The organism is Amycolatopsis sp. lyj-90 (genome assembly GCF_046549035.1).
Classification (GTDB): Bacteria; Actinomycetota; Actinomycetes; order Mycobacteriales; family Pseudonocardiaceae; genus Amycolatopsis.
The window spans coordinates 574,416-593,038 of the sequence record NZ_JAJPWP010000001.1; the positions used below are offsets into that span (position 1 = coordinate 574,416).

Below are 18,623 nucleotides of genomic sequence, written 5' to 3' on the forward strand. Positions count from 1 at the left end.
CAGGAGACAACGCTTGTCCGAACTCGACCTGAACGATGATCGCGATGCCTGTAAGGTCACCCATTCGTTGGTCGAAGATGCAAACTTGTGGATCTCAGCGCGCGGACGAGCGCGGCGAAGGCCGCCGAGAAGTCCGGTGTCCGGATAGTGGCCTTGGAATCGATGGCGAGCGCTTTCGCTTGCGAACGGTTCCTGTGCGAGGTGTGGCGGACCGGTCCGGACCATCCGCCGATCGCCGCGGACGTCGTCAAGGCGATGGCCGACGCCGGGAGTTACGTGGTGGGCGCTTTCGATGAGGATCGCCTTCTCGGCGCTTGTATCGGCTTGTGGGGCCCGCCCGGGCGGCCCGGGATGCACAGCCACATCGCGGGCGTCCACTCCGAGGCCCGCGGCCGCGACATCGGCTTCGCCCTCAAACTGGATCAGCGGGCGCACGTCCTCGAGAACGGCGCCGACCTGATCAGCTGGACCTTCGATCCGCTCGTCGCCCGCAACGCGCACTTCAACCTGCGCAAACTCGGTGGCACGGCGGACGAGTACCTGCCCGACTACTACGGACCGCTGTCCGACGGGCTGAACAACGACGACGAGTCGGACCGCCTCATGCTGCGCTGGGACCTGCGCGGGGAACGGGCCAGAGCCGCCTGCGACGAGGACGCCCTGCCTGATTCCGGCGGACCGGTTCCGCGGGTATTGCTGGACATCGAGGACGATCGGCCGGTTCCCCGGTCGACGAGAGGGGAAACGGTCCTGATCGCCATCCCGCCGGACATCGAGCTTCTCCGCACCCGGAAGCCGTCGATCGCGCGGGACTGGCGGCTGGCGGTCCGCGACACGCTGGGCGCGCTGCTGGCGGACGGCGCCCGGCTGACCGGCTTCGACCGGGGCGCGTGCGGCTACGTTCTCAACCGAAGCGAGGGACGATGAGGATCGAACGCGTCGCACTCCGGCGCATCGCCCTGCCGCTGGTCAGCCCGTTCCGTACTTCCCTGGGCATCGAGTACGAACGTGTCGCGCTTCTGGTGCAGGTGACCACACCGGACGGCGACGGCTGGGGAGAATGCGTCGCCGGAGCCGACGCCAGCTACTCCTCGGAGTACGTCGAGGGGGCCGAAGACGTCCTTATGCGACATCTGGTGCCGCCCTTGCTGGCCGCCGGAAACGTGACCGCGCAGACCGTCGCGCCGCTCCTCGCCGGGGTCAAAGGCCATCGGATGGCGAAGGCCGCGCTGGAGATGGCGGTGCTGGACGCCGAACTCCGCGGCCATGGCCTGTCTTTCGCGGCCGGTCTGGGCGCCACCGCCACCGGTGTCCCGAGCGGCGTTTCGGTGGGGATCATGGACTCGGTGCCGGAACTGACCGACGCCGTCGCGGGTTACCTGGCGCAGGGGTACCGGCGGATCAAACTCAAGATCGAACCCGGCTGGGACGTCGCACCGGTGCGGGCGGTCCGGGAGAGATTCGGCGACGAGCTGCTTCTGCAGGTCGACGCGAACGCCGCCTACACCCGCGCCGACGTCCGCCACCTCGCCCGCCTCGACGACTTCGAGCTGCTGTTGATCGAGCAACCGCTCGACGAAGAGGACCTGCTCGGCCACGCGGCCCTCGCTCGGGGCCTCAGCACCCCGATCTGCCTCGACGAATCCGTGGTGTCGGCCCGGTCCGCCGCCGACGCCATCGCGCTGGGCGCCTGCCGGATCGTCAACGTGAAACCCGGCCGCGTCGGCGGCTACCTCGAGGCACGCCGCATCCACGACGTCTGCGCCGCGGCCGGTGTCCCGGTGTGGTGCGGCGGAATGCTCGAAACCGGGCTGGGCCGGGCGGGCAACCTCGCGCTCGCCGCGCTGCCGAACTTCACCCTCCCCGGCGACGTCTCCGCCTCGGACCGGTACTACGAAACCGACATCACCGAACCGTTCGTCCTGCGGGACGGGAACCTGCCAGTTCCGGCGGGGCCCGGTCTCGGGGTCGCGCCGATCCCGGACGTGCTGGACGCGGTCACGACGTCGGTGCGGGAACTGAGCCGCGGATGACCACCTCGGCGAGTTTCGGCGGCGCGCCTCCCGGCGTCCAGAGGAGCCGGACTCGATCGGTCACGACGTCCTGAGCGGGCAGTTCCGTGTAGCCGCCCGTCATTCTGCCGATCGTCCGCCAGCCACCCGCCGCGTCCGCGACCTGGACGTCGGCACCCGCGCCGGCTTCCGCGGCCAGGATGACGACCTCGCCCACCGGCACAGGCGTGGCGGCCGCGACGACGAGCGCGTCACCGGGTACCGGCGCCGATGCCGCCGTGTACACCGAATCCGCGTTGTTGTCCGCGGCCGCGGCGAGGTTCGATCCCGCCGGTGTCCCGGTCACGGTGTACTTCGGACTGTCCGGTGTGGACACCGTGAACTCCCGGACAACGACCCAGAAGGGCTGCGTGCCGGCTATCCGCACGCGCACGAACCGAGCCTGCGCGCCCTCGGGTAAGTCCGCCGAGAGCACGGGCTCGGTGACCGTCTTCACCGTCGTCCACTGCTTGCCGTCGGCGGAGTATTCGAGGACACCGTTGTGGACGAAGTCGTCCGGACTGGTCGGTTTGCCCATCGTGATGTCCACATGGGACACCCGCTGCGCCGTGCCGAGGTCGACGCCGATGGCGTCGCCGACGCGGGGCGCCCAGTCGCTCCAGTAGTAGGTCTCGGGGTCGCCGTCGACCATCCGGGCGGGCACGTTGTCGGTGTAGGTCCCCAGTGACGTCGTCGGCTGCGGCCGGATTCCCGGCAGGCCGAACCAGCGGTCGGCCGTGGCGAGCGCGCTGTTGAGGAACGGCACGCAGACGTCCGTGCAGGTGCTCGGGTTGCGCGGCCCCCGGGCGGTCTGGACGCGGATGTCCTGCGCCTTCTTGAGCGCGGCGACGAGCTCCCCGCGTTCCGCCCACGCCTTCGCGCCGTCACCGTCGTACTGTGCCAGCAGCATTTTCACCGCGTGCCCGCCTGCTTGACCGTAGAGACCGACCTGGTCGAGCCACGGTCCGACCTCGGCGAGGAACTTCGGATTCGACGCCATGCCGCGGCGCAGGTCGTCGGGATCGGCGGCCATCGCGGTGAGATAGCGATCCAGTTTCGCGGCGGCGTCCCAAGGATCCTTCTTCTCCAGCGCGGACCAGAACGCGGCGAGCAACGGGCGCAGTACCGGGGAATCGAGGTCCGGCTTCCCCGTGTCGAGCCGGACGAGCAGACTCGAATAGTTGTTCTCCGCGAACACCTTCAACGCCGGCGCGGACGGACCGGCGAGATCGGCGATGGCGGCGAGCCACGACTTGTCGGGGTCGTACGCCTCCGGGTTCCACAGGAAGTCGCCCGAGGTGAACTCGGCGATCTTGGACGCCTCGGCCTGCACCATCGGATTCGCGGTGATGCCCGAGAGGAACTTCGCGACCCCGGGCTCGCGGCCGATGTACGGGCCGAGCAGCAGCCGTTCGGTGATGTAGTCGTTGACCGGGTAGTTGTCCCAGATGAGGATGTCGTGTCCGAAGACCTCTTTCGCCTGCCGGGCCTGCTTCTCGGTGATCTGCCCGGCGATCACGCCGACGCCGGTCCATTCGACGATCACCGCCTTGTCGAGCTGGGTGCGCAGCGCGGTCTTGTACGGCGAGTCGGCGAGGTCGTAGTACTCGGTCGGGACGGTCTGCAACCGCTCGGCACCGGGATGGGTGGCGATGAAGTCCTGCTGCACCCGATTGAGCAGGAACGACTGCGCGGCACCCGCCGCCGCGCCGCCGGTGCCGAACTTCGCGGCGTCGGCGTCGCAGTTCCAGCGGGTGTAGGAGATGTCGTCGAGCGGGATCGCGAACGACCGCACCCCGATGTCCCACAGGGATTGGAACTTCGTGACCAGCGCGGCCTCGTCGGTGTCCGAGGAGTAGCACACCGAAAGACCGGGGGAGAGGGCATAGGTGAATTCGACGTGGTTCGCGGTGGCGCGGGCCACCAGCTGCGAGAGCACCGCGAGCTGCTCGGGCGGGTACTGGTCGCGCCAGCGGGCTCGCAGGAACGGGTCGTCCTTGGGAGAGTAGACGTAGATGTTCTGCTTGGTGCGGCCGTAGAAGTCCAGTTGCGCCAGCCTGTCGGCGTGTGACCACGGTGCGCCGTAGAAGCCTTCGATCACCCCGCGCAGCGGTGCCGCGGGCCAGTCGCGCATGCTGAAGGCGCGGCTCTTGCCGGACGCGAAAAGCTGCCGGAACGACTGCGCGGCGTAGAACGTGCCCGCAGTGTCCACACCGGACAGTGCGATCACGCCACGGTCGGCGGCGAGGACGTAACCCCCGCGAGGCAGGCCGTCCGGCCCCTGGACGCGGAGCGCGGCGAGCGCGAGGGCGGTCGCCCGGCTTTCGGTGGGGCCACCGACGAAGACGACAAGCCCGCCTTTGCCTCGCTCCCGGTCGACAGCGGCTCGGTCGTCGTCGGTGAGCTTGACGATGGTGCTCGCACCCGCGGTGCGGAGCACCTGGTCCACGACGTCGAGCGCGGACGGATCGGTGTCGCGGCCGACGACCTCGACGACGGTGCGCGGGATGGTCACCTGTCCTGGCCGCGTCGTCGTCTGCTGGGGTGTCGGCAACACCTTCGCGAGAGGCGGGGAGTCGGCCGCCGCTGTCGCCGGTGCGGGGACGGCGACCGCCACCGCGGTCGCGAGCAGCGTCACCGGAATGAGTCGGAGTACCCAACGGAAGGACATCGGCTTGCCCCCAAAGCGTCGGTTGACGACGTTCTGTGAGACAGCAAACACCCGATGTGATTACCTGGGTAGAGCGATATGGGTGATTTTCCGACAGCTGGCGCGCGTGGTGGGGGCTCACGAGACTCGGCCCGCCACGCCACTGTCTCTCTAGCTCGCCCTTGCGGTACATGAAGGCCCCCTTCCTTGCGTCTAGCGCAAGGAAGGGGGCCTTCATGTACTCGGGGAAGGTGCCCCTTCGCGCGCCGCCGTGACTGCTGGGGCTGGCGGTATCGCTGAGGCTGCGGAAGGCGATCGCGTAGTCCGTGAAGGCCTCCTTCACTACCTTCAGGGTAGGCAAGGAGGCCTTCACGGACCTGCAACCAACTCCAGTCGCAAGCAGCAGGTACCTAAGACCCCTTCGGCTCTAACCGCCCTCACCGCTCACGAGCGGTTCGCTACGCCCCATCGGCCAGCGCGGCCGCGGTCTGCGTGAGATGCCGGGTCAGCGCGTCTTCCGCCGCGTCGGCGTCGCGGGCCAGTGTCAGTTCCTCCAGCAGGCGGTGTTCGGCGTGATGGTCCCGGCCGGGCGCGCGGTGCGCCGCCCAGCGGCGAGCCAGTTCGCTCGCGGTCCACATCCGGTCGAAGGTCTCCAGCAGGACGGGGTTTCCGCAGCCCTCCAGCAGGGTGCGGTGAAAGACGCGGTGCGCTTCGGACCACGCCCCGCTGATGTACTCGCCCTCTCCCGGCACGAACGCCGGCGTGCGGCTCAGCCGGTGGTGGGCGGCCCGGACGCGGGCCTCCCAATCGAGGTCGCCCCGTTCGATGGAGAGGCGCAGCACGAGCGGTTCGATGGTCCGGCGGGCCTCGGTGATCTCCTGCCAGCGGCGATCGGAGAAGGCCGGGACGGCGAAGCCCCGGTTGGGCAGCCTGTCGGCGAGGCCGTCGCCGACCACGCGCACGAGGGCCTCACGGACGACGGCGAGGCTCACGCCCTGTTCTTTGGCGAGGTCCTGCGGTTTCAGTGCGGCGCCGGGGGCGTGGTCGCCGCGCATGATCGCGTCCCGCAGGCGGATGTACACCTGCTCGGAGAGCATCTGCTTGTCCGGCGACGGCGAAGCTGGGGGCATCGACGAAGTATAGACGAACCGGTAGATAATCGATTATCTGCGTTATGGTCGATTCATGACCACCGTCAATGACCCCTTCGCCCGCCTGCCCGAGGCGGCTTCCTTCGTCGTCACCAGTACCTCTGTCGCCGACGGTGCTTCCTGGTCGCCCGATCAGTGGGCCGGGAAAGACGTTTCACCGCAGCTGAGCTGGAGCGGTGCCCCGCTGGGCACCAAGAGCTACGCCGTCACCGTCTACGACCCCGACGCTCCCACCGGCTCCGGTTTCTGGCACTGGGCGGTCGCCGACATCCCCGCCACCGTCACCGAGTTGCCCGAAGGCGCCGGCGACGACAGCGGATCGGGGCTGCCCGAAGGTGCCTTCCAGGTGCTCAACGACGCCCGTGTCGCCCGCTTCCTCGGCGCCGCTCCGCCTGCCGGGCACGGCGTGCACCGCTACTTCGTCGTGGTGCACGCCCTCGATGTCGAAACGCTCGGCGTCCCGGCCGACGCCACGCCCGCCTTCCTCGGCTTCACGATGGCTTCGCACGTTCTCGGCCGCGCGGTCCTGATCGCCACGGCGGAAACGCCGGGTGCCGAGCGCGTCGAGGTTTCCCGGCTGATCCCCGCGTCCGCGGACGTGATCTTCGCGGTCCTGAGCGACCCGAAGGGCCACGTGGACATCGACGCCTCGGGAATGCTTCTCGATGCGGAAGGGGAGCGCGTCGAGAAGGCGGGTGACCGGTTCCGGGTCCACATGGACCGGGAAGCGCTCGGTGACGTGCCGCTCGGCAAGTACGACGTCGAGGTCGTCATCACCAAGCTCGACCCGGACGAGGAGATCGCCTGGACAGTGGAAGGCCGGATCCGCCCGCACGCCCGCCACATCTACGGCTACCGGCTGGAGCCCGTCGAGGGCGGCACTCTCGTGACGTCGTACTACGACTGGTCGGAAGTCGACGAGGAGTGGAAGGAGCGCCTCACCTTCCCCGTCGTCCCCGAGTCCGCGCTCAAGGCCACCCTCGGGATTCTCGAGCGGACGGTCCGGCGACGAAGCTGATTTCCCCCACGCGGGGACGCCGAACGCGACAGAATGTCTTCCGTGCGAATCCTTTGCGTTGCGGCTGCCCTCGTTCTGCTCGGTCTCACCGGGTGTCAGGCCGATGTTTCCGGCCATCCCGAGCCCGATGGTGACGGATTCGTGGTCAAAGACGGAACCCGGTTGCGGTTCCGGCCGGTCGTGGCCGAGCTCCCGCCGGGCCCGGCGACCGGCTCGGCGACCAACCGGCAGAGCACGGATCCCGCCGAGCAGCAGGCCGCCGCGGCGGCGCTGGACTGTGCGAAGGGGCCGGACCCCTTGGACGGCCGCGACGATCCGGCGCTTCCCCTGGTCAGCTGCGACCGCGTTCAGGGCACGAAGTACCTGCTCGGTCCGGCGTTCCTCACCGGAGCCGACCTCAGCCGGACGAACGCGCAAGTCGATCCCCGATCGGCGGGCTCGATCATCGAGCTCAGCTTCACCACCGCGGGCGCGAAGACGTGGGCCGACTGGACCGCCGCGAACGTCGGAAAACAGGTCGCGATGGTGCTCAAGAGCCGCGTTCTGACCGCGCCGACGATCCAGTCCGCCATCACCGGCGGGGAAACGCAGATCTCCGGGAAGTTCACCCTGCCCGAGGCCCGGGAGCTGGCGCGCGACATCGCCGGCGGCTGACCCCGGCGACCGCCCGGAATACGATCGGCGAGACAGACGTTTGAGCGTTCAACTACTTTGAGGAGTTGGACAATGGGTTACGAGATCCTGGGCACCCGGCAGGCGCCGTCCTTCGGCCTGGACACCTTCGGAGACGTCGAGAACGGCGCGGACGGTCAGCCGGTGAGCCAGGCCGAGGCCATCCGCCAGGTCGTGGCCGAGGGCGTGCTCGCCGACCAGGTGGGGGTGGACTACTTCGGCGTCGGCGAACACCACCGTGCGGAGATGGCGGTGTCCTCGCCGGACGTCGTGCTGGCCGCGATCGCGGGCCGGACCGAACGGATCCGGCTCGGCACCGCGGTCACGGTGCTCAGCTCGGACGACCCGGTGCGGGTGTACGAGCGGTTCGCCACGCTGGACGCCGTTTCCCGGGGCCGCGCCGAGGTCACGCTCGGCCGGGGTTCCTTCACCGAGTCGTTCCCCCTGTTCGGTTATTCGCTGGAAGACTACGAAGCGCTGTTCGCCGAGAAGCTCGACCTGTTCACCCATCTGCAAGGCGAGAAGCCGGTCGACTGGGCCGGGACGGTCCGTCCCGCGCTGGAGGGCGCGCAGGCCTTCCCGGTCACCGAATCGGGCAGTCTGCCCGCCTGGGTCGGAGTCGGTGGCACGCCGCAGTCGGTGGTCCGCGCGGCCGCGTACGGCCTGCCGCTGGTGATGGCGGTGATCGGCGGATCGCCCGAGCGGTTCGCGCCGCTGGCCGACCTGTACCGGCGTGCCTTGAAGGAGGCGGGCCACCAGGAGTTGCCGATCTCCATGCACAGCCCGGGCCACGTCGCCGAGACCGACGAACTCGCGGTGGCGCAGCACTTCCCGCATCACCAGGCCGCCTACGCCAAGATCGGCGCCGAACGGGGCTGGGGCCCGATGTCCCGTGCCGACTACGACGCGATGGCCGGACCGCACGGCGCGTTGTTCGTCGGATCCGTGGAGACCGTCGCGCAGAAGATCGCCTGGGCCGTGCGGACCCTCGGGCTGTCGCGATTCCAGCTCAAGTACGGGGCCGGCGCGCTTCCGCACGAGCACCGGATGGACTCGATCCGCCTTTACGGCGAGCAGGTCGTTCCCCGGGTGAAGCAGTTGCTCGGCTGACCTCGAAGCCCCCGGCGGCGGGACACGGATCCGTTGGCACGGAACGTATCGCGCACGCCGGGGGAGCGCGTGGTTCTTCGAGCGGTATCTCCGCCGCTTCATGCGGGACATGGCGGCGAGGCTCGCCGCCGGCTCGCCCTAGTGGTGGTGCGTCAGCTCGGCGGCTTCACGGTGGAAGCCGGCGATCATCGCTTCGGTGCTCGGCGGGTTGAAGGGCTGCCCGAGCGTGCGCATGAGCGAGTTCACGCTGGGGCGGTACATCCCGGTCTTGCAGTACCGGGAGCCTTCGAAAGCGCCGACCGTGCCGCCGTCGGGGGAGGGCTTGCCGAGCCAGGTGTGCCACTTGGCGCGGCGGTCCCGCATCTGCGTCGCCGTCAGCGCGGACGCGTTGGGCTCCCGGGGTTCGCGGGTTTCGCAGGTGCCGTAGTCGTATTCGTCGGCCAGTCCGCCGATGGAGTGCCCGAGTTCGTGGGCGACGATCTGGCTGGCCTGGAGGTTGCCGCCCGAGGAAGTCGCGACGCCGCCGCCCGCGCCACCGTATTTGGTGGTGTTCGCCAGCATGATGACCTGATCGACGTCCGGCGCGGCCGCGGCGTACTGGTTCGCCTTGGTTTCGTTGACGCACAACAGCCGTTCGATGCCACCGCACCAGAAGTAGGAGCCCAGTGCGGTGTTGCGCCGCACTCCCTGGGTCGGGTCGTTGGTGACCCCGGACTGGGCGGACACGACGTCGACCTGCCAGAGGTTGAACTGTTTGCGGTAGCTCTTGTACGGCTCGATGGCGAACAGCGCCGCGATGCTGGAGCGGACGTGCTGCGAGTACGTGCCCAGCTGCGTCGAGGTGTAGCCGTCACCGACGAAGACCAGGTCGAAGGTGGTCTCGCTGGGGCCGTTGGTTTCGATCGGCGTCACCGCCGCGGCGTTCGCGATGCGCTGTGGCGCGGCGGTTCTGTCCGAAGCCGGTCGGCTGACGTCGACCCGGGTGATGGTTCCGCCGGGTTCGAAGGCCTCCATCGACGTCGTGAATCGGGGAGCCGCCGACGCCGTCGCGGGAACGAGGCCGGTGACGAGGGTGGCGGTCAGCGCGAACATGAGACATGCGCGTCGCATGCGTACTCCTTGCGGGGAGGGAGGGGAGTAGGAAAAACGATCCCGACTTTCGACGGCTTCCGGCACATCCCAAGTGGCCATAAGGTCCGCGTGATGGATGTCGAGTTACGTCATCTGCGGGTGGTGTGCGCCGTCGCGGACGCCGGCAGCATCACGCGCGCGGCGATCGGCATCGGGAGCAGTCAGCCCGCGCTGACCGCCGCCCTGCAACGGATCGAGCGCGCGTTCGGCGGAACGTTGTTCGTCCGCAGCCGGGACGGGGTCTTCCCCACGGCGTTCGGCGAATGCGTCCTCGTGCGCGCGCGGGCCGTCCTCGCCGCGGCGGACACGATGCACCAGGACGCGGCGCGCTGGCTGGCGGACGGGGAGGAACGTCCTGTCGCGCTGGGTGGGATCGGCGGTTCGATGGTCGTCGAGCTGGCGGACCGGCTCGGTGACCCCGGCCGGGCGCAAGCGGTTTCGGTGACCACCGAGTTCTCGCCCTTGCGGCTGCTGGATCTCGTGGCGGGCGGGCAGCTCGACGCCGCCGTCGTCGCCGACTACCCCGGTCACTCCCTGCCCGCGGCACCGGGGGTGGCGCTGCGGCCGCTCGCCGCGCAACCGGTGTTCGTGGCGATCGCCGCGGACCATCCGGCCGCCCGCGGCGCCGAGATCGACCTCGCGGACCTCGCCGGGGAACGCTGGGTACTCGGGCCGTCCGACGGCGCGGGCTGGCCGGAATGCTTCGAGGAAGCCTGTGCGCTGGTGGGATTCCGGCCGCAGGTCGCGCACCGGAGCACGGAACTCCGGCCGTTGCAACGGTTGATCGCGGCGGGCCGGGCGATTTCCCCGTGCCAGGTCACCTTCCCCGCCGCACCCGGGATCGCGATCCGCTCGCTCGCGGGGGATCCGCTGTGGATGCGGTACCTGATCGCCTGGAACACCGCGGGAGCCTTCGGCGGGACCAGTGACGTCCTGATCGCCGCGGCCGAGGCCGCCTACCGCTCCGACACCGACAGCAGCCACACCTACCGGCACTGGCTCGCCCGCCGCGGCGAACCCGTCACCGGACGGCGTGCCATCGGGTGACACCTGGTCGGGGAATTCCCCTTGTCGGGCAGTGGGTCCTAGCCTCGGAACCTCACCGACGAAGGGTAAGAAATTGCGTCTGCGCGCCCTGCTGGCCGCTGCTGTCCTGACCATCACCACCGCTCCGGCCGCGCTCGCCGCGCCGGACATCGCCCACGGCACGGACGTCCCACCAGGACAATTCGGGTTCGTCGCGAAGATCGCGATGACGAAGATCCCCCGCCCGGACGGTTCGACCTACAGCAGCTACTGCACGGGCGCGCTGATCGCGCCCGGCTGGATCATCACCACCGGGCACTGCTTTCACGACGCGAACCGCAAACGTGTCTCGGGCAAGGTGCCGTATCCGACGACGGTGACGTTGGGCCTGGTCGACGAAGCGACCGAATCAGGTGTGGCCCGCAAGGCGACCGAGGTGCTGCAGGCGAAGGAGAACGACGTCGCCCTCGTCAAACTGGACACCCCGGTGAGCACGGTGGTCCCGTTGACGGTGAACCGCGTGCTCCCGAAGGTCGGCCAGCAGTTGACGCTGGCGGGCTGGGGGAGCCTGACCGCCACCAACCCCGCTCCGGCGACGCGCATGCAGCAAGGGACCGTTCAGGTGGCGACGGTCGCCCCGACGACGGTGGGCGTCCGCGGCGCGGCTCCGGCGATCACGACCAGTGCCTGCACGTACGACTCGGGCGCCCCGTACTTCGTCCCGGGAGGCAAGAGCGGTTCTTTGGTCTCGCTGGAAGCCACCGGACCGAACTGCCCGCACGCCGGGATCGAGACGACCTCCCGCGCGGACGTCATCGCGGACTGGATCTCCACCCATACGGCGTAGCGGATCGTTTCGGCCGCCGGCGGAACGGGTAGCCGCGTGATCAGGAGGTACTGCGATGACGAGTGCTCGAATGACCGCGCCGCCGGCGCCGCCGAACCCGATGCCGCCGGACCCGGGTGTGCCCGATCCCGGTATTCCCGAGCCGGTGCCGGACCCGGGCAAGCCCGAGCCGCTCCCGGACCCCGGGGTCCCCGAGCCGCTGCCCGAACCCGGGCCCGCACCTCAGCCGGGAACGGCCGGGCTCACAGGCTGAAAGCGAGCCAGAGCGCCAGCCAGGCGCAGGCCGCGACCGCTACGACGACCGCGAAAACCCGCAGGCCCGCAGCGGCGATCCGGAGCGACGCCGTGCCGTTGTGCTGTCGGTGGTTCCCCATGATGCCGCCCTCCTTTCAAGATCACCTTCCGCTTTCCCGGCGCTCGCCGCAGCGGGAGCGGTGTACCCGGGTGACCCCATCCGGGTGAGGGTGACCCGCGTCCAGTCCTCTTGTTGCGGTAGTTCGTGTCGCCAACTACCGCAACAAGAGGACTGAACGCGGGGATCAGAGCCAGCGGTTGTGGGCGGCGAAGACCCCCAGCTGGAACCGGCTGGAGACACCGGCGCGGTCCATCAGGGTTTCGAGATAGCGGAACAGCGTGCGCCTGCTGACGCCGAGTTCGGCGGCGATCTCGTCGTCCTTGCGCCCGGCGGCGAGCAGGGTCAGCAGCTCCCGTTCGATCGGCCGGATCGGCTGCTCGGTCGCCTCGCCGCTCTGATCGAGGGGGAGCGCCGCGGCCCAGGAGGTTTCGAACAGCCCCTCCAACGCGGAGAAGAGACTGCAGGGCCGCACGATGACGATCGACTGGTTGCGGTCGGCCTCGCGGATGGTCAGCGCGATGGTGGCCGCCCGGTCGTCGAACAGCGTGAGTTTCACCGGGAGTTCGGGCAACAGCCGTGCCTGCTCACCGGCCCGCAGGCACGGAAGGATGTTCCCGGTGAGATAGCCGGGGTCGCCCAAGGACGCTCCACTGTAGACACAACGGTAGGAGATCCCGCGCCGCAACTGGTCTTCTTCGAGAAGATTACGGCGGCCGCCGGTGAAATAGGGCGGAGAATCGAGACGGCGCACCTGGTGCCGCACCATGGTCGCGAGATGCTGCAAGCGGGGAACGATGGCGTCGCCGGTGACCACTTCGAGCAGATCCTGCGCGTGCGGCATCCCCGTATGCGCCCGCCGGAAGGCCCGGTACGCGGTCTGGACCGCGAGCCGCGCGTCGTGCAGCTCTGCCTGCCGTCGCGTGGTCAGCGCGGCCAGCGCCTCACCGGGGTTCGCGGGGAGGAACTCGGTCCCGTCCACTCCGGACGACACCGCGAGGCCGGCGTCGGCCAGTTCCTTCAGTGCCAGATGGACGGTCTCCACGTCGCCGTCCCGCCAGGACAGTTCCTCGGCGGTCACCGGCGCGCTTTCGAGCATCCGGCGGTAGATCCGGGCGGCGGGCTCGCCGAGGCCCAGCCTGGTCAGCTGCGCGCCGAACCCGTCCGGGGGAGTCACCGATGCCACTCTGCACCTGCCTCTCAGCGGTCCGGGAGCGGTGGCGCCACCGCTCCCGGACCGGTTCACCCGAGCTAGACGCCCGACGTGTCGCGGATCCAGGTGCGGTTCGACGCGATGCTGGTGTGCGTCGAGCTGTCCACCTTGTTGCCCGCGATGTGCACGCCGACCTGCTTGCCGCCGACGAAGACCGGTCCGCCCGAGTCGCCGCCGTTGGTCAGCCCGTTGCCCCGGCGGGCCTTGATCAGTCCATTCCCGACACTGGTCACCTTCATCTGGGCGACCTTGAGGTAGCGCTGCAGATCGCCGTCTTCGTTGTAACCCCAACCATAAACGTATTCGGTGTCTCCGGTGGCGACGGAAGTGCCGAGGGACGAGTACGTCGTGCTGACCGAGCGGTCGAGCTTGAGCAGGGCGATGTCGGCACCACTGGAGGGCGTGTGGATGGCGGTCACGACGGCATAGGTCCCGGCCCGGTGATCGACGTCGCCGACGCGGACCGAGTACTCGGCACCGGGTTCGTCGATGCAGTGCTGGGCGGTGAGTACCCAGCGGGCGCTGATGATCGAACCGGAGCACCACTGCTCGCCGTTCTGCTCGATCATGGCCGCCCATGGGCCGGACTGGGCGTATCCGCCGTCGATGATGGGGGCCGCGCCGGCGGCGGGCGTGACCGTCGTGAGCCCGGCCGCGCACAGCAGTGCGGTGAGGAGAACTCGGATGCGCATGGGTGCCTTCCACTACAGGGAACTACAGAAAGAAATGGGGAAATCGACAGGGCGCCCATTGCCGGCCGTGGCGGGATCGCCAGGGGTCACCCGGCCGGATCCGATGCCGGTTTTCCCATGCTAGGCAGGCGGATACGACCGTTGATAGCGACTAAAGACGGGAGAAGGCCGCGGTGGGCGGCGTCGATCCCGGTCTGTCGGCACGAGAGTGCCGATGGCACCGATGGGTCACGGGCCGACGGCTCCGGACGTCAGGAAAGGGGCTTTCCCGACGAGATTCGTCAGGAAAGCCCCTTCATGACACTCCCGAGGGGAGCCGCGACCAGGAGGCTAAAAGCGGCGCTTCCTCGGCGGCGCGGGGTCGAGCAGCTCTTCGGCGATGAGGATCGCCCGTTCCGACAGCGTGACGGACAACCGCTCCACCGAATCGCCGATCCTGTTTGCTTCCCGGCGCACGCCGTCGCCCACGGGCGCGCTGTGCCGATCGGCGAGACCGGCGAGCCTGCTCCCGGAGACCAGGACCAGATCGGCGAGCCGCTCGCCCAGTTCCGTCAGCCGGTTCGCCGTCCTGCCCGCCCGGCGGGCCACCAGGTCTTCGGTCTCCCGTCGCAGCTCACGGACCGCGGACCGCGACTCGACTGTCGTCCCGGTGAGTGCGGACCTCAGGGTTTTTGTCACGTCCATCAGGAATCGACCTCCACGCGGCTTGCCTGCGTTTGAGTGTACGCCCGTACTCCCGATCTATGGAATACGAGGTTCTGAGTTCCTTTGTGTCACAAGAAACCGAGAAAATTCAGTGCACAGGTATGAGCTGACTGGGGCGCGGCCTCGCCCGGTGATCGACCACAGTATGGCCGAGAGGTGCGCCTGGCGTCTCCGCCTGCGCAAGCAGTCGCAAAATTTCTGAAACGTGTCAACTTCTTGCATTTTGTCTCCGGGTTGTTGCATGCTCGTAACGCTCTGGCTCCCTCCCCGCTGTCTCAAAGAAGAGAAGACGCCATGACACGTATGCGCCTGTCCCGGCTCATCGCCGGTTGCCTGGTCACGGGGCTTTCCGTCGCCGGACTCTCCCTCGCTTCCGCCGCGAGCGGGCCACCCCCGGACCCCGCCGCCCCACCCGGACCGGCCGCGCTCGCGGAGGTGCCGTTGACCCGGACGGTGTCGGCGAGCAGCGCGCTGCCCGGTTATCCCGTCGCGAACGCCGTCGACGGAAACCAGGACAGCTACTGGGAATCGGCCAACAACGCGTTCCCTCAGTGGATTCAGGCCGACCTCGGGGCGGCCAAGACCCTCTCGCGGATCGCACTGAAACTGCCGTCGGGCTGGGAGGCCCGCACCCAGACGCTGACCGTGCGCGGAAGCGCCGACGGCACGGCGTTCACCGACCTCGCCGCGCCCAACGGCTACGCGTTCACCCCCGGCGCGAACACGGTCACCATCCCGCTCGCGACGTCGGCCCGCTACGTGCGGTTGCAGGTCACGGCCAACACGCGCTGGCCCGCCGCGCAGCTTTCCGAGTTCGAGCTGTACGGGCCGGACACCGGCGACACCCAGGCACCGAGCGCGCCCGCGAACCTCGCGCTGACCGAACCCGCCTCCGGCCAGGTCCGGCTGACCTGGTCGGCCTCGGCCGACAACGTCGCGGTCACCGGCTACACCGTCTTCCGCGACGGCACGCCGGTCACCACGATCACCGGCACCACGTTCACCGAGGCCCGGCCCACGGGGACGCGGGCCGAGTACTTCGTGCGGGCCAAGGACGCGGCGGGCAACGAATCCGGCGACAGCAACCACGTCGTGCGCTCCGGGACGAGCGCGGGCGTGAACCTGGCGGCGGGCAAGCCGATCGAGGCCACTTCGGTGGCTCACTCGTTCGTCGCCGCCAACGCCAACGACAACAACACCGCTACCTACTGGGAATCCGCCGCCGGCCACCCGAATTCCCTGACGGTGAAACTGGGGACCGACGCGGACGTCGACTCGGTCGTGGTGAAGCTCAACCCGGACGCGATCTGGGGCGCGCGGACGCAGAACTTCGAGATCCTCGGCCGTGAGCAGGGGGCCACCGCGTTCACGTCGCTGTCGGCGCGGGCGGATCATCGCTTCGATCCGGCGGCCAACCAGAACACCGTGACCATTCCGGTCAGCGGCCGCGCGTCGGACGTGCGCCTGCAGTTCTTCGCCAACTCCGGCGCCCCCGGTGGTCAGGTCGCGGAGTTCCAGGTGCTCGGCACCCCGGCACCGAACCCGGATCTCGTCGTCACCGGCACGACCTGGACGCCGTCGAACCCGACGGAGACCAGCCAGCTCGCCGTCTCGGCGACGGTCAAGAACGCGGGTACCGCGAACGCGGCCGCGACGACCGTGAACGTCAGCCTCGGCGGCACCGTCGTCGGTAACGCGACTGTCGGGGCGCTCGACGCCGGAGCGTCCACCACGGTGACCGTGAACGCGGGAACACGGCCGCAGGGCACGTACACCGTGGCCGCCACCGCCGATCCCGCGGGCACGGTGCCCGAGCAGAACGAAACCAACAACACCCACACCTCCCCGACGCCGCTGGTGATCGCGCAGTCGCCGGGACCGGACCTGGAGGTCACCGGCATCACGTCGAACCCGCCCAACCCGGCGGCCGGCGCGGCGGTGTCGTTCACCGTCGCGGTGCACAACCGCGGCACGAGTGACGCGGGTGCCTCGGTGACCCGGCTGGTCGTCGGCGGCACCACGCTGACCGGCGCCACCGGCGTGATCGCGGCGGGCGCCACCGCGAACGTCGCGATCTCGGGGACGTGGACCGCGGCCAACGGCGGGGCGACCCTCACCGCGACCGCCGACGCGAACGGCACGGTCACGGAGACCAACGAGTCCAACAACGGGCTGTCGCGGCCGATCGTGGTGGGCCGCGGCGCGGCGGTGCCGTACGCCGAGTACGAGGCGGAAGCCGCGCAGTACCAAGGACAATTGCTGGAGGCCGACCCGCTGAGGACGTTCGGGCACACGAACTTCGCGACCGAGTCCTCCGGCCGCAAGTCCGTGCGGCTGGCGAACCAGGGCCAGTATGTGGAGTTCACGTCGGCGAACCAGGCGAACTCGATCGTCGTGCGCAACTCCATCCCCGACGCCGCGGGCGGCGGCGGACAGGACGCGACGATCAGCCTGTACGTCAACGGCACCTTCGCGCAGAAGCTGACCCTGTCGTCGAAGCACAGCTGGCTCTACGGCAGCACCGACGATCCCGAGGGCTTGACGAACACCCCGCAGGCCAACGCTCGACGGTTGTTCGACGAGTCGCACGCGCTGCTGTCGCAGTCGTACCCGCCGGGCACGAAGTTCAAGCTGCAGCGCGACAGCGGGGACAACGCGGCGTTCTACATCGTCGACCTCATCGACCTCGAGCAGGTCGCTCCCGCGTCGGAGAAGCCCGGGAACTGCACGTCGATCACGGAGTACGGCGCGGTGCCGAACGACGGGAACGACGACTCGGCGGCGATCCAGCGCGCGGTCACCGACGACCAGAACGGCGTGATCGGCTGCGTCTGGATCCCGGCGGGGCAGTGGAGGCAGGAGAAGAAGATCCTGACCGACGACCCGAACGTGCCCAACGGCGGCGGCCAGTACAACCAGATCGGCATCTCCAACGTGACGATCCGCGGCGCCGGGATGTGGCATTCGCAGCTGTACTCGCTGATCGAGCCGCAGAACGCGGGCGGCATCAACCACCCGCACGAAGGCAACTTCGGCTTCGACATCGACAAGAACACCCAGATCTCCGACATCGCCATCTTCGGTTCCGGCCGGATCCGCGGCGGGGACGGCAACGCCGAGGGCGGAGTCGGTCTCAACGGCCGGTTCGGCACCGGCACGAAGATCTCGAACGTGTGGATCGAGCACGCGAACGTCGGGGTGTGGGTCGGCCGGGACTACAGCAACCTGCCGTCACTCTGGGGTCCGGGCGATGGCCTGGAGTTCAGCGGCATGCGCATCCGGAACACCTACGCCGACGGGATCAACTTCACCAACGGCACCCGGAACTCGAAGGTGTTCAACTCGTCGTTCCGCACCACCGGTGACGACTCGCTGGCGGTGTGGGCGAACCAGTACGTGAAGGACACGTCACAGGACATCGCGCACGACAACGTGTTCGCCAACAACACGATCCAGCTTCCGTGGCGTGCCAACGGGATCGCGGTCTACGGCGGCTACGGCAACAAGATCGAGAACAACATCGTCCTCGACACGATGAACTATCCGGGCATCATGCTGGCGACGGATCACGATCCGCTGCCGTTCTCCGGGCAGACCCTCATCGCGAACAACGCCCTGTACCGCTGCGGCGGGGTGTTCTGGGGCGAGCAGCAGGAGTTCGGGGCGATCACGTTCTTCGCGCAGGGCAAGGACATTCCCGGCGTGGTCCTGCGGGACACCGAGATCCACGACTCGACCTACGACGGTGTCCAGTTCAAGACCGGCGGCGGTGTCGTGACGGCGGCCGTCACAGGCGTCAAGATCGACAAGTCGAACAACGGGGCCGGCATCCTCGCGATGAGCGGCGCCCGCGGCAGCGCGACGCTGACGAACGTGACGATCACGAATTCGGCGACCGGCGACGTCGTCCGCGAGCCGGGTTCGCAGTTCGTGATCAACGGCGGGCCGGTGCCCGCGGTGGTCTCGTCGGGCCGTCGCGGCACGCGGTAACCCACGGACGCGGGA

General features: G+C 69.1%; 16 protein-coding genes. 9 read left to right on the forward strand and 7 right to left on the reverse strand.

The features are described from left to right. Window positions 1-87: 87 nt before the first annotated feature. Together ACLJPX_RS02240 and menC are read left to right on the forward strand one after the other, a co-directional pair. Window positions 88-927, forward strand: a complete 840-nt coding sequence (locus ACLJPX_RS02240) for a hypothetical protein (protein ID WP_410598472.1) — start codon at window positions 88-90, stop codon at window positions 925-927. Next, window positions 924-2,033 (forward strand): o-succinylbenzoate synthase, encoded by a 1,110-nt coding sequence (gene menC / locus ACLJPX_RS02245; RefSeq protein WP_410598473.1) that lies wholly within the window; start codon window positions 924-926, stop codon window positions 2,031-2,033. The genes ACLJPX_RS02240 and menC overlap by 4 nt, the downstream gene beginning before the upstream one ends. Here menC and ACLJPX_RS02250 read toward each other — a convergent pair. Both ACLJPX_RS02250 and ACLJPX_RS02255 read right to left on the reverse strand, forming a co-directional pair. Continuing rightward, window positions 1,999-4,689: a beta-N-acetylglucosaminidase domain-containing protein gene (locus ACLJPX_RS02250; RefSeq protein WP_410598474.1), complete on the reverse strand. Its 2,691-nt coding sequence runs from the start codon at window positions 4,687-4,689 to the stop codon at window positions 1,999-2,001. The genes menC and ACLJPX_RS02250 overlap by 35 nt on opposite strands. A gap of 470 nt (window positions 4,690-5,159) precedes the next feature. Continuing rightward, on the reverse strand, window positions 5,160-5,798 hold the full coding sequence (locus tag ACLJPX_RS02255; RefSeq protein WP_410599079.1) for a GntR family transcriptional regulator: 639 nt from the start codon (window positions 5,796-5,798) through the stop codon (window positions 5,160-5,162). An 88-nt stretch (window positions 5,799-5,886) separates the two neighbouring features. Between ACLJPX_RS02255 and ACLJPX_RS02260 the strand changes: the two genes are divergently transcribed. The 3 genes from ACLJPX_RS02260 (at window position 5,887) to ACLJPX_RS02270 (ending at window position 8,652) form a co-directional block, all read left to right on the forward strand. Continuing rightward, window positions 5,887-6,870 (forward strand): YbhB/YbcL family Raf kinase inhibitor-like protein, encoded by a 984-nt coding sequence (locus ACLJPX_RS02260; protein WP_410598475.1) that lies wholly within the window; start codon window positions 5,887-5,889, stop codon window positions 6,868-6,870. A gap of 141 nt (window positions 6,871-7,011) precedes the next feature. Next, window positions 7,012-7,524 carry a SecDF P1 head subdomain-containing protein gene (locus ACLJPX_RS02265; RefSeq protein ID WP_410598476.1) on the forward strand — a complete coding sequence of 171 codons (513 nt, stop codon included), beginning with the start codon at window positions 7,012-7,014 and terminating at the stop codon, window positions 7,522-7,524. 72 nt (window positions 7,525-7,596) lie between these two features. Beyond that, the gene (locus ACLJPX_RS02270; RefSeq protein ID WP_410598477.1) at window positions 7,597-8,652 is read left to right on the forward strand and encodes an LLM class flavin-dependent oxidoreductase; all 1,056 of its coding nucleotides are present in this window, start codon (window positions 7,597-7,599) and stop codon (window positions 8,650-8,652) included. Window positions 8,653-8,790: 138 nt separating this feature from the next. On the opposite strand, the gene ACLJPX_RS02275 is transcribed toward ACLJPX_RS02270, so the two are convergent. Continuing rightward, window positions 8,791-9,762, reverse strand: a complete 972-nt coding sequence (locus tag ACLJPX_RS02275; protein WP_410598478.1) for a M64 family metallopeptidase — start codon at window positions 9,760-9,762, stop codon at window positions 8,791-8,793. 93 nt (window positions 9,763-9,855) lie between these two features. Here ACLJPX_RS02275 and ACLJPX_RS02280 point away from each other — a divergent pair, with 93 nt between their 5' ends. The 3 genes from ACLJPX_RS02280 to ACLJPX_RS02290 all read left to right on the forward strand — a co-directional run bounded on the left by ACLJPX_RS02280 (window position 9,856) and on the right by ACLJPX_RS02290 (window position 11,909). Next, on the forward strand, window positions 9,856-10,830 hold the full coding sequence (locus ACLJPX_RS02280) for a LysR family transcriptional regulator (RefSeq protein WP_410598479.1): 975 nt from the start codon (window positions 9,856-9,858) through the stop codon (window positions 10,828-10,830). A gap of 73 nt (window positions 10,831-10,903) precedes the next feature. Next, the gene (locus ACLJPX_RS02285; protein WP_410598480.1) at window positions 10,904-11,656 is read left to right on the forward strand and encodes a S1 family peptidase; all 753 of its coding nucleotides are present in this window, start codon (window positions 10,904-10,906) and stop codon (window positions 11,654-11,656) included. A gap of 55 nt (window positions 11,657-11,711) precedes the next feature. Then, the gene (locus ACLJPX_RS02290; protein WP_410598481.1) at window positions 11,712-11,909 is read left to right on the forward strand and encodes a hypothetical protein; all 198 of its coding nucleotides are present in this window, start codon (window positions 11,712-11,714) and stop codon (window positions 11,907-11,909) included. On the opposite strand, the gene ACLJPX_RS02295 is transcribed toward ACLJPX_RS02290, so the two are convergent. The 4 genes from ACLJPX_RS02295 to ACLJPX_RS02310 all read right to left on the reverse strand — a co-directional run bounded on the left by ACLJPX_RS02295 (window position 11,899) and on the right by ACLJPX_RS02310 (window position 14,597). Then, entirely contained in the window at window positions 11,899-12,030 is a 132-nt protein-coding gene (locus tag ACLJPX_RS02295) for a hypothetical protein (protein WP_255414881.1), read from the reverse strand. The two genes, ACLJPX_RS02290 and ACLJPX_RS02295, sit on opposite strands and share 11 nt — an antisense overlap. Window positions 12,031-12,195: 165 nt before the next feature. Next, the gene (locus tag ACLJPX_RS02300) at window positions 12,196-13,185 is read right to left on the reverse strand and encodes a helix-turn-helix transcriptional regulator (protein WP_410598482.1); all 990 of its coding nucleotides are present in this window, start codon (window positions 13,183-13,185) and stop codon (window positions 12,196-12,198) included. A gap of 74 nt (window positions 13,186-13,259) precedes the next feature. Further along, window positions 13,260-13,913, reverse strand: coding sequence for a S1 family peptidase (locus ACLJPX_RS02305; protein ID WP_101608437.1), 654 nt, complete (start codon window positions 13,911-13,913; stop codon window positions 13,260-13,262). A 330-nt stretch (window positions 13,914-14,243) separates the two neighbouring features. Then, window positions 14,244-14,597, reverse strand: coding sequence for a hypothetical protein (locus ACLJPX_RS02310; protein ID WP_410598483.1), 354 nt, complete (start codon window positions 14,595-14,597; stop codon window positions 14,244-14,246). Window positions 14,598-14,912: 315 nt separating this feature from the next. On the opposite strand from ACLJPX_RS02310, the gene ACLJPX_RS02315 reads away from it, so the two are divergent. Then, window positions 14,913-18,608: a CARDB domain-containing protein gene (locus ACLJPX_RS02315; RefSeq protein ID WP_410598484.1), complete on the forward strand. Its 3,696-nt coding sequence runs from the start codon at window positions 14,913-14,915 to the stop codon at window positions 18,606-18,608. The last annotated feature ends 15 nt before the right edge of the window (window positions 18,609-18,623 follow it).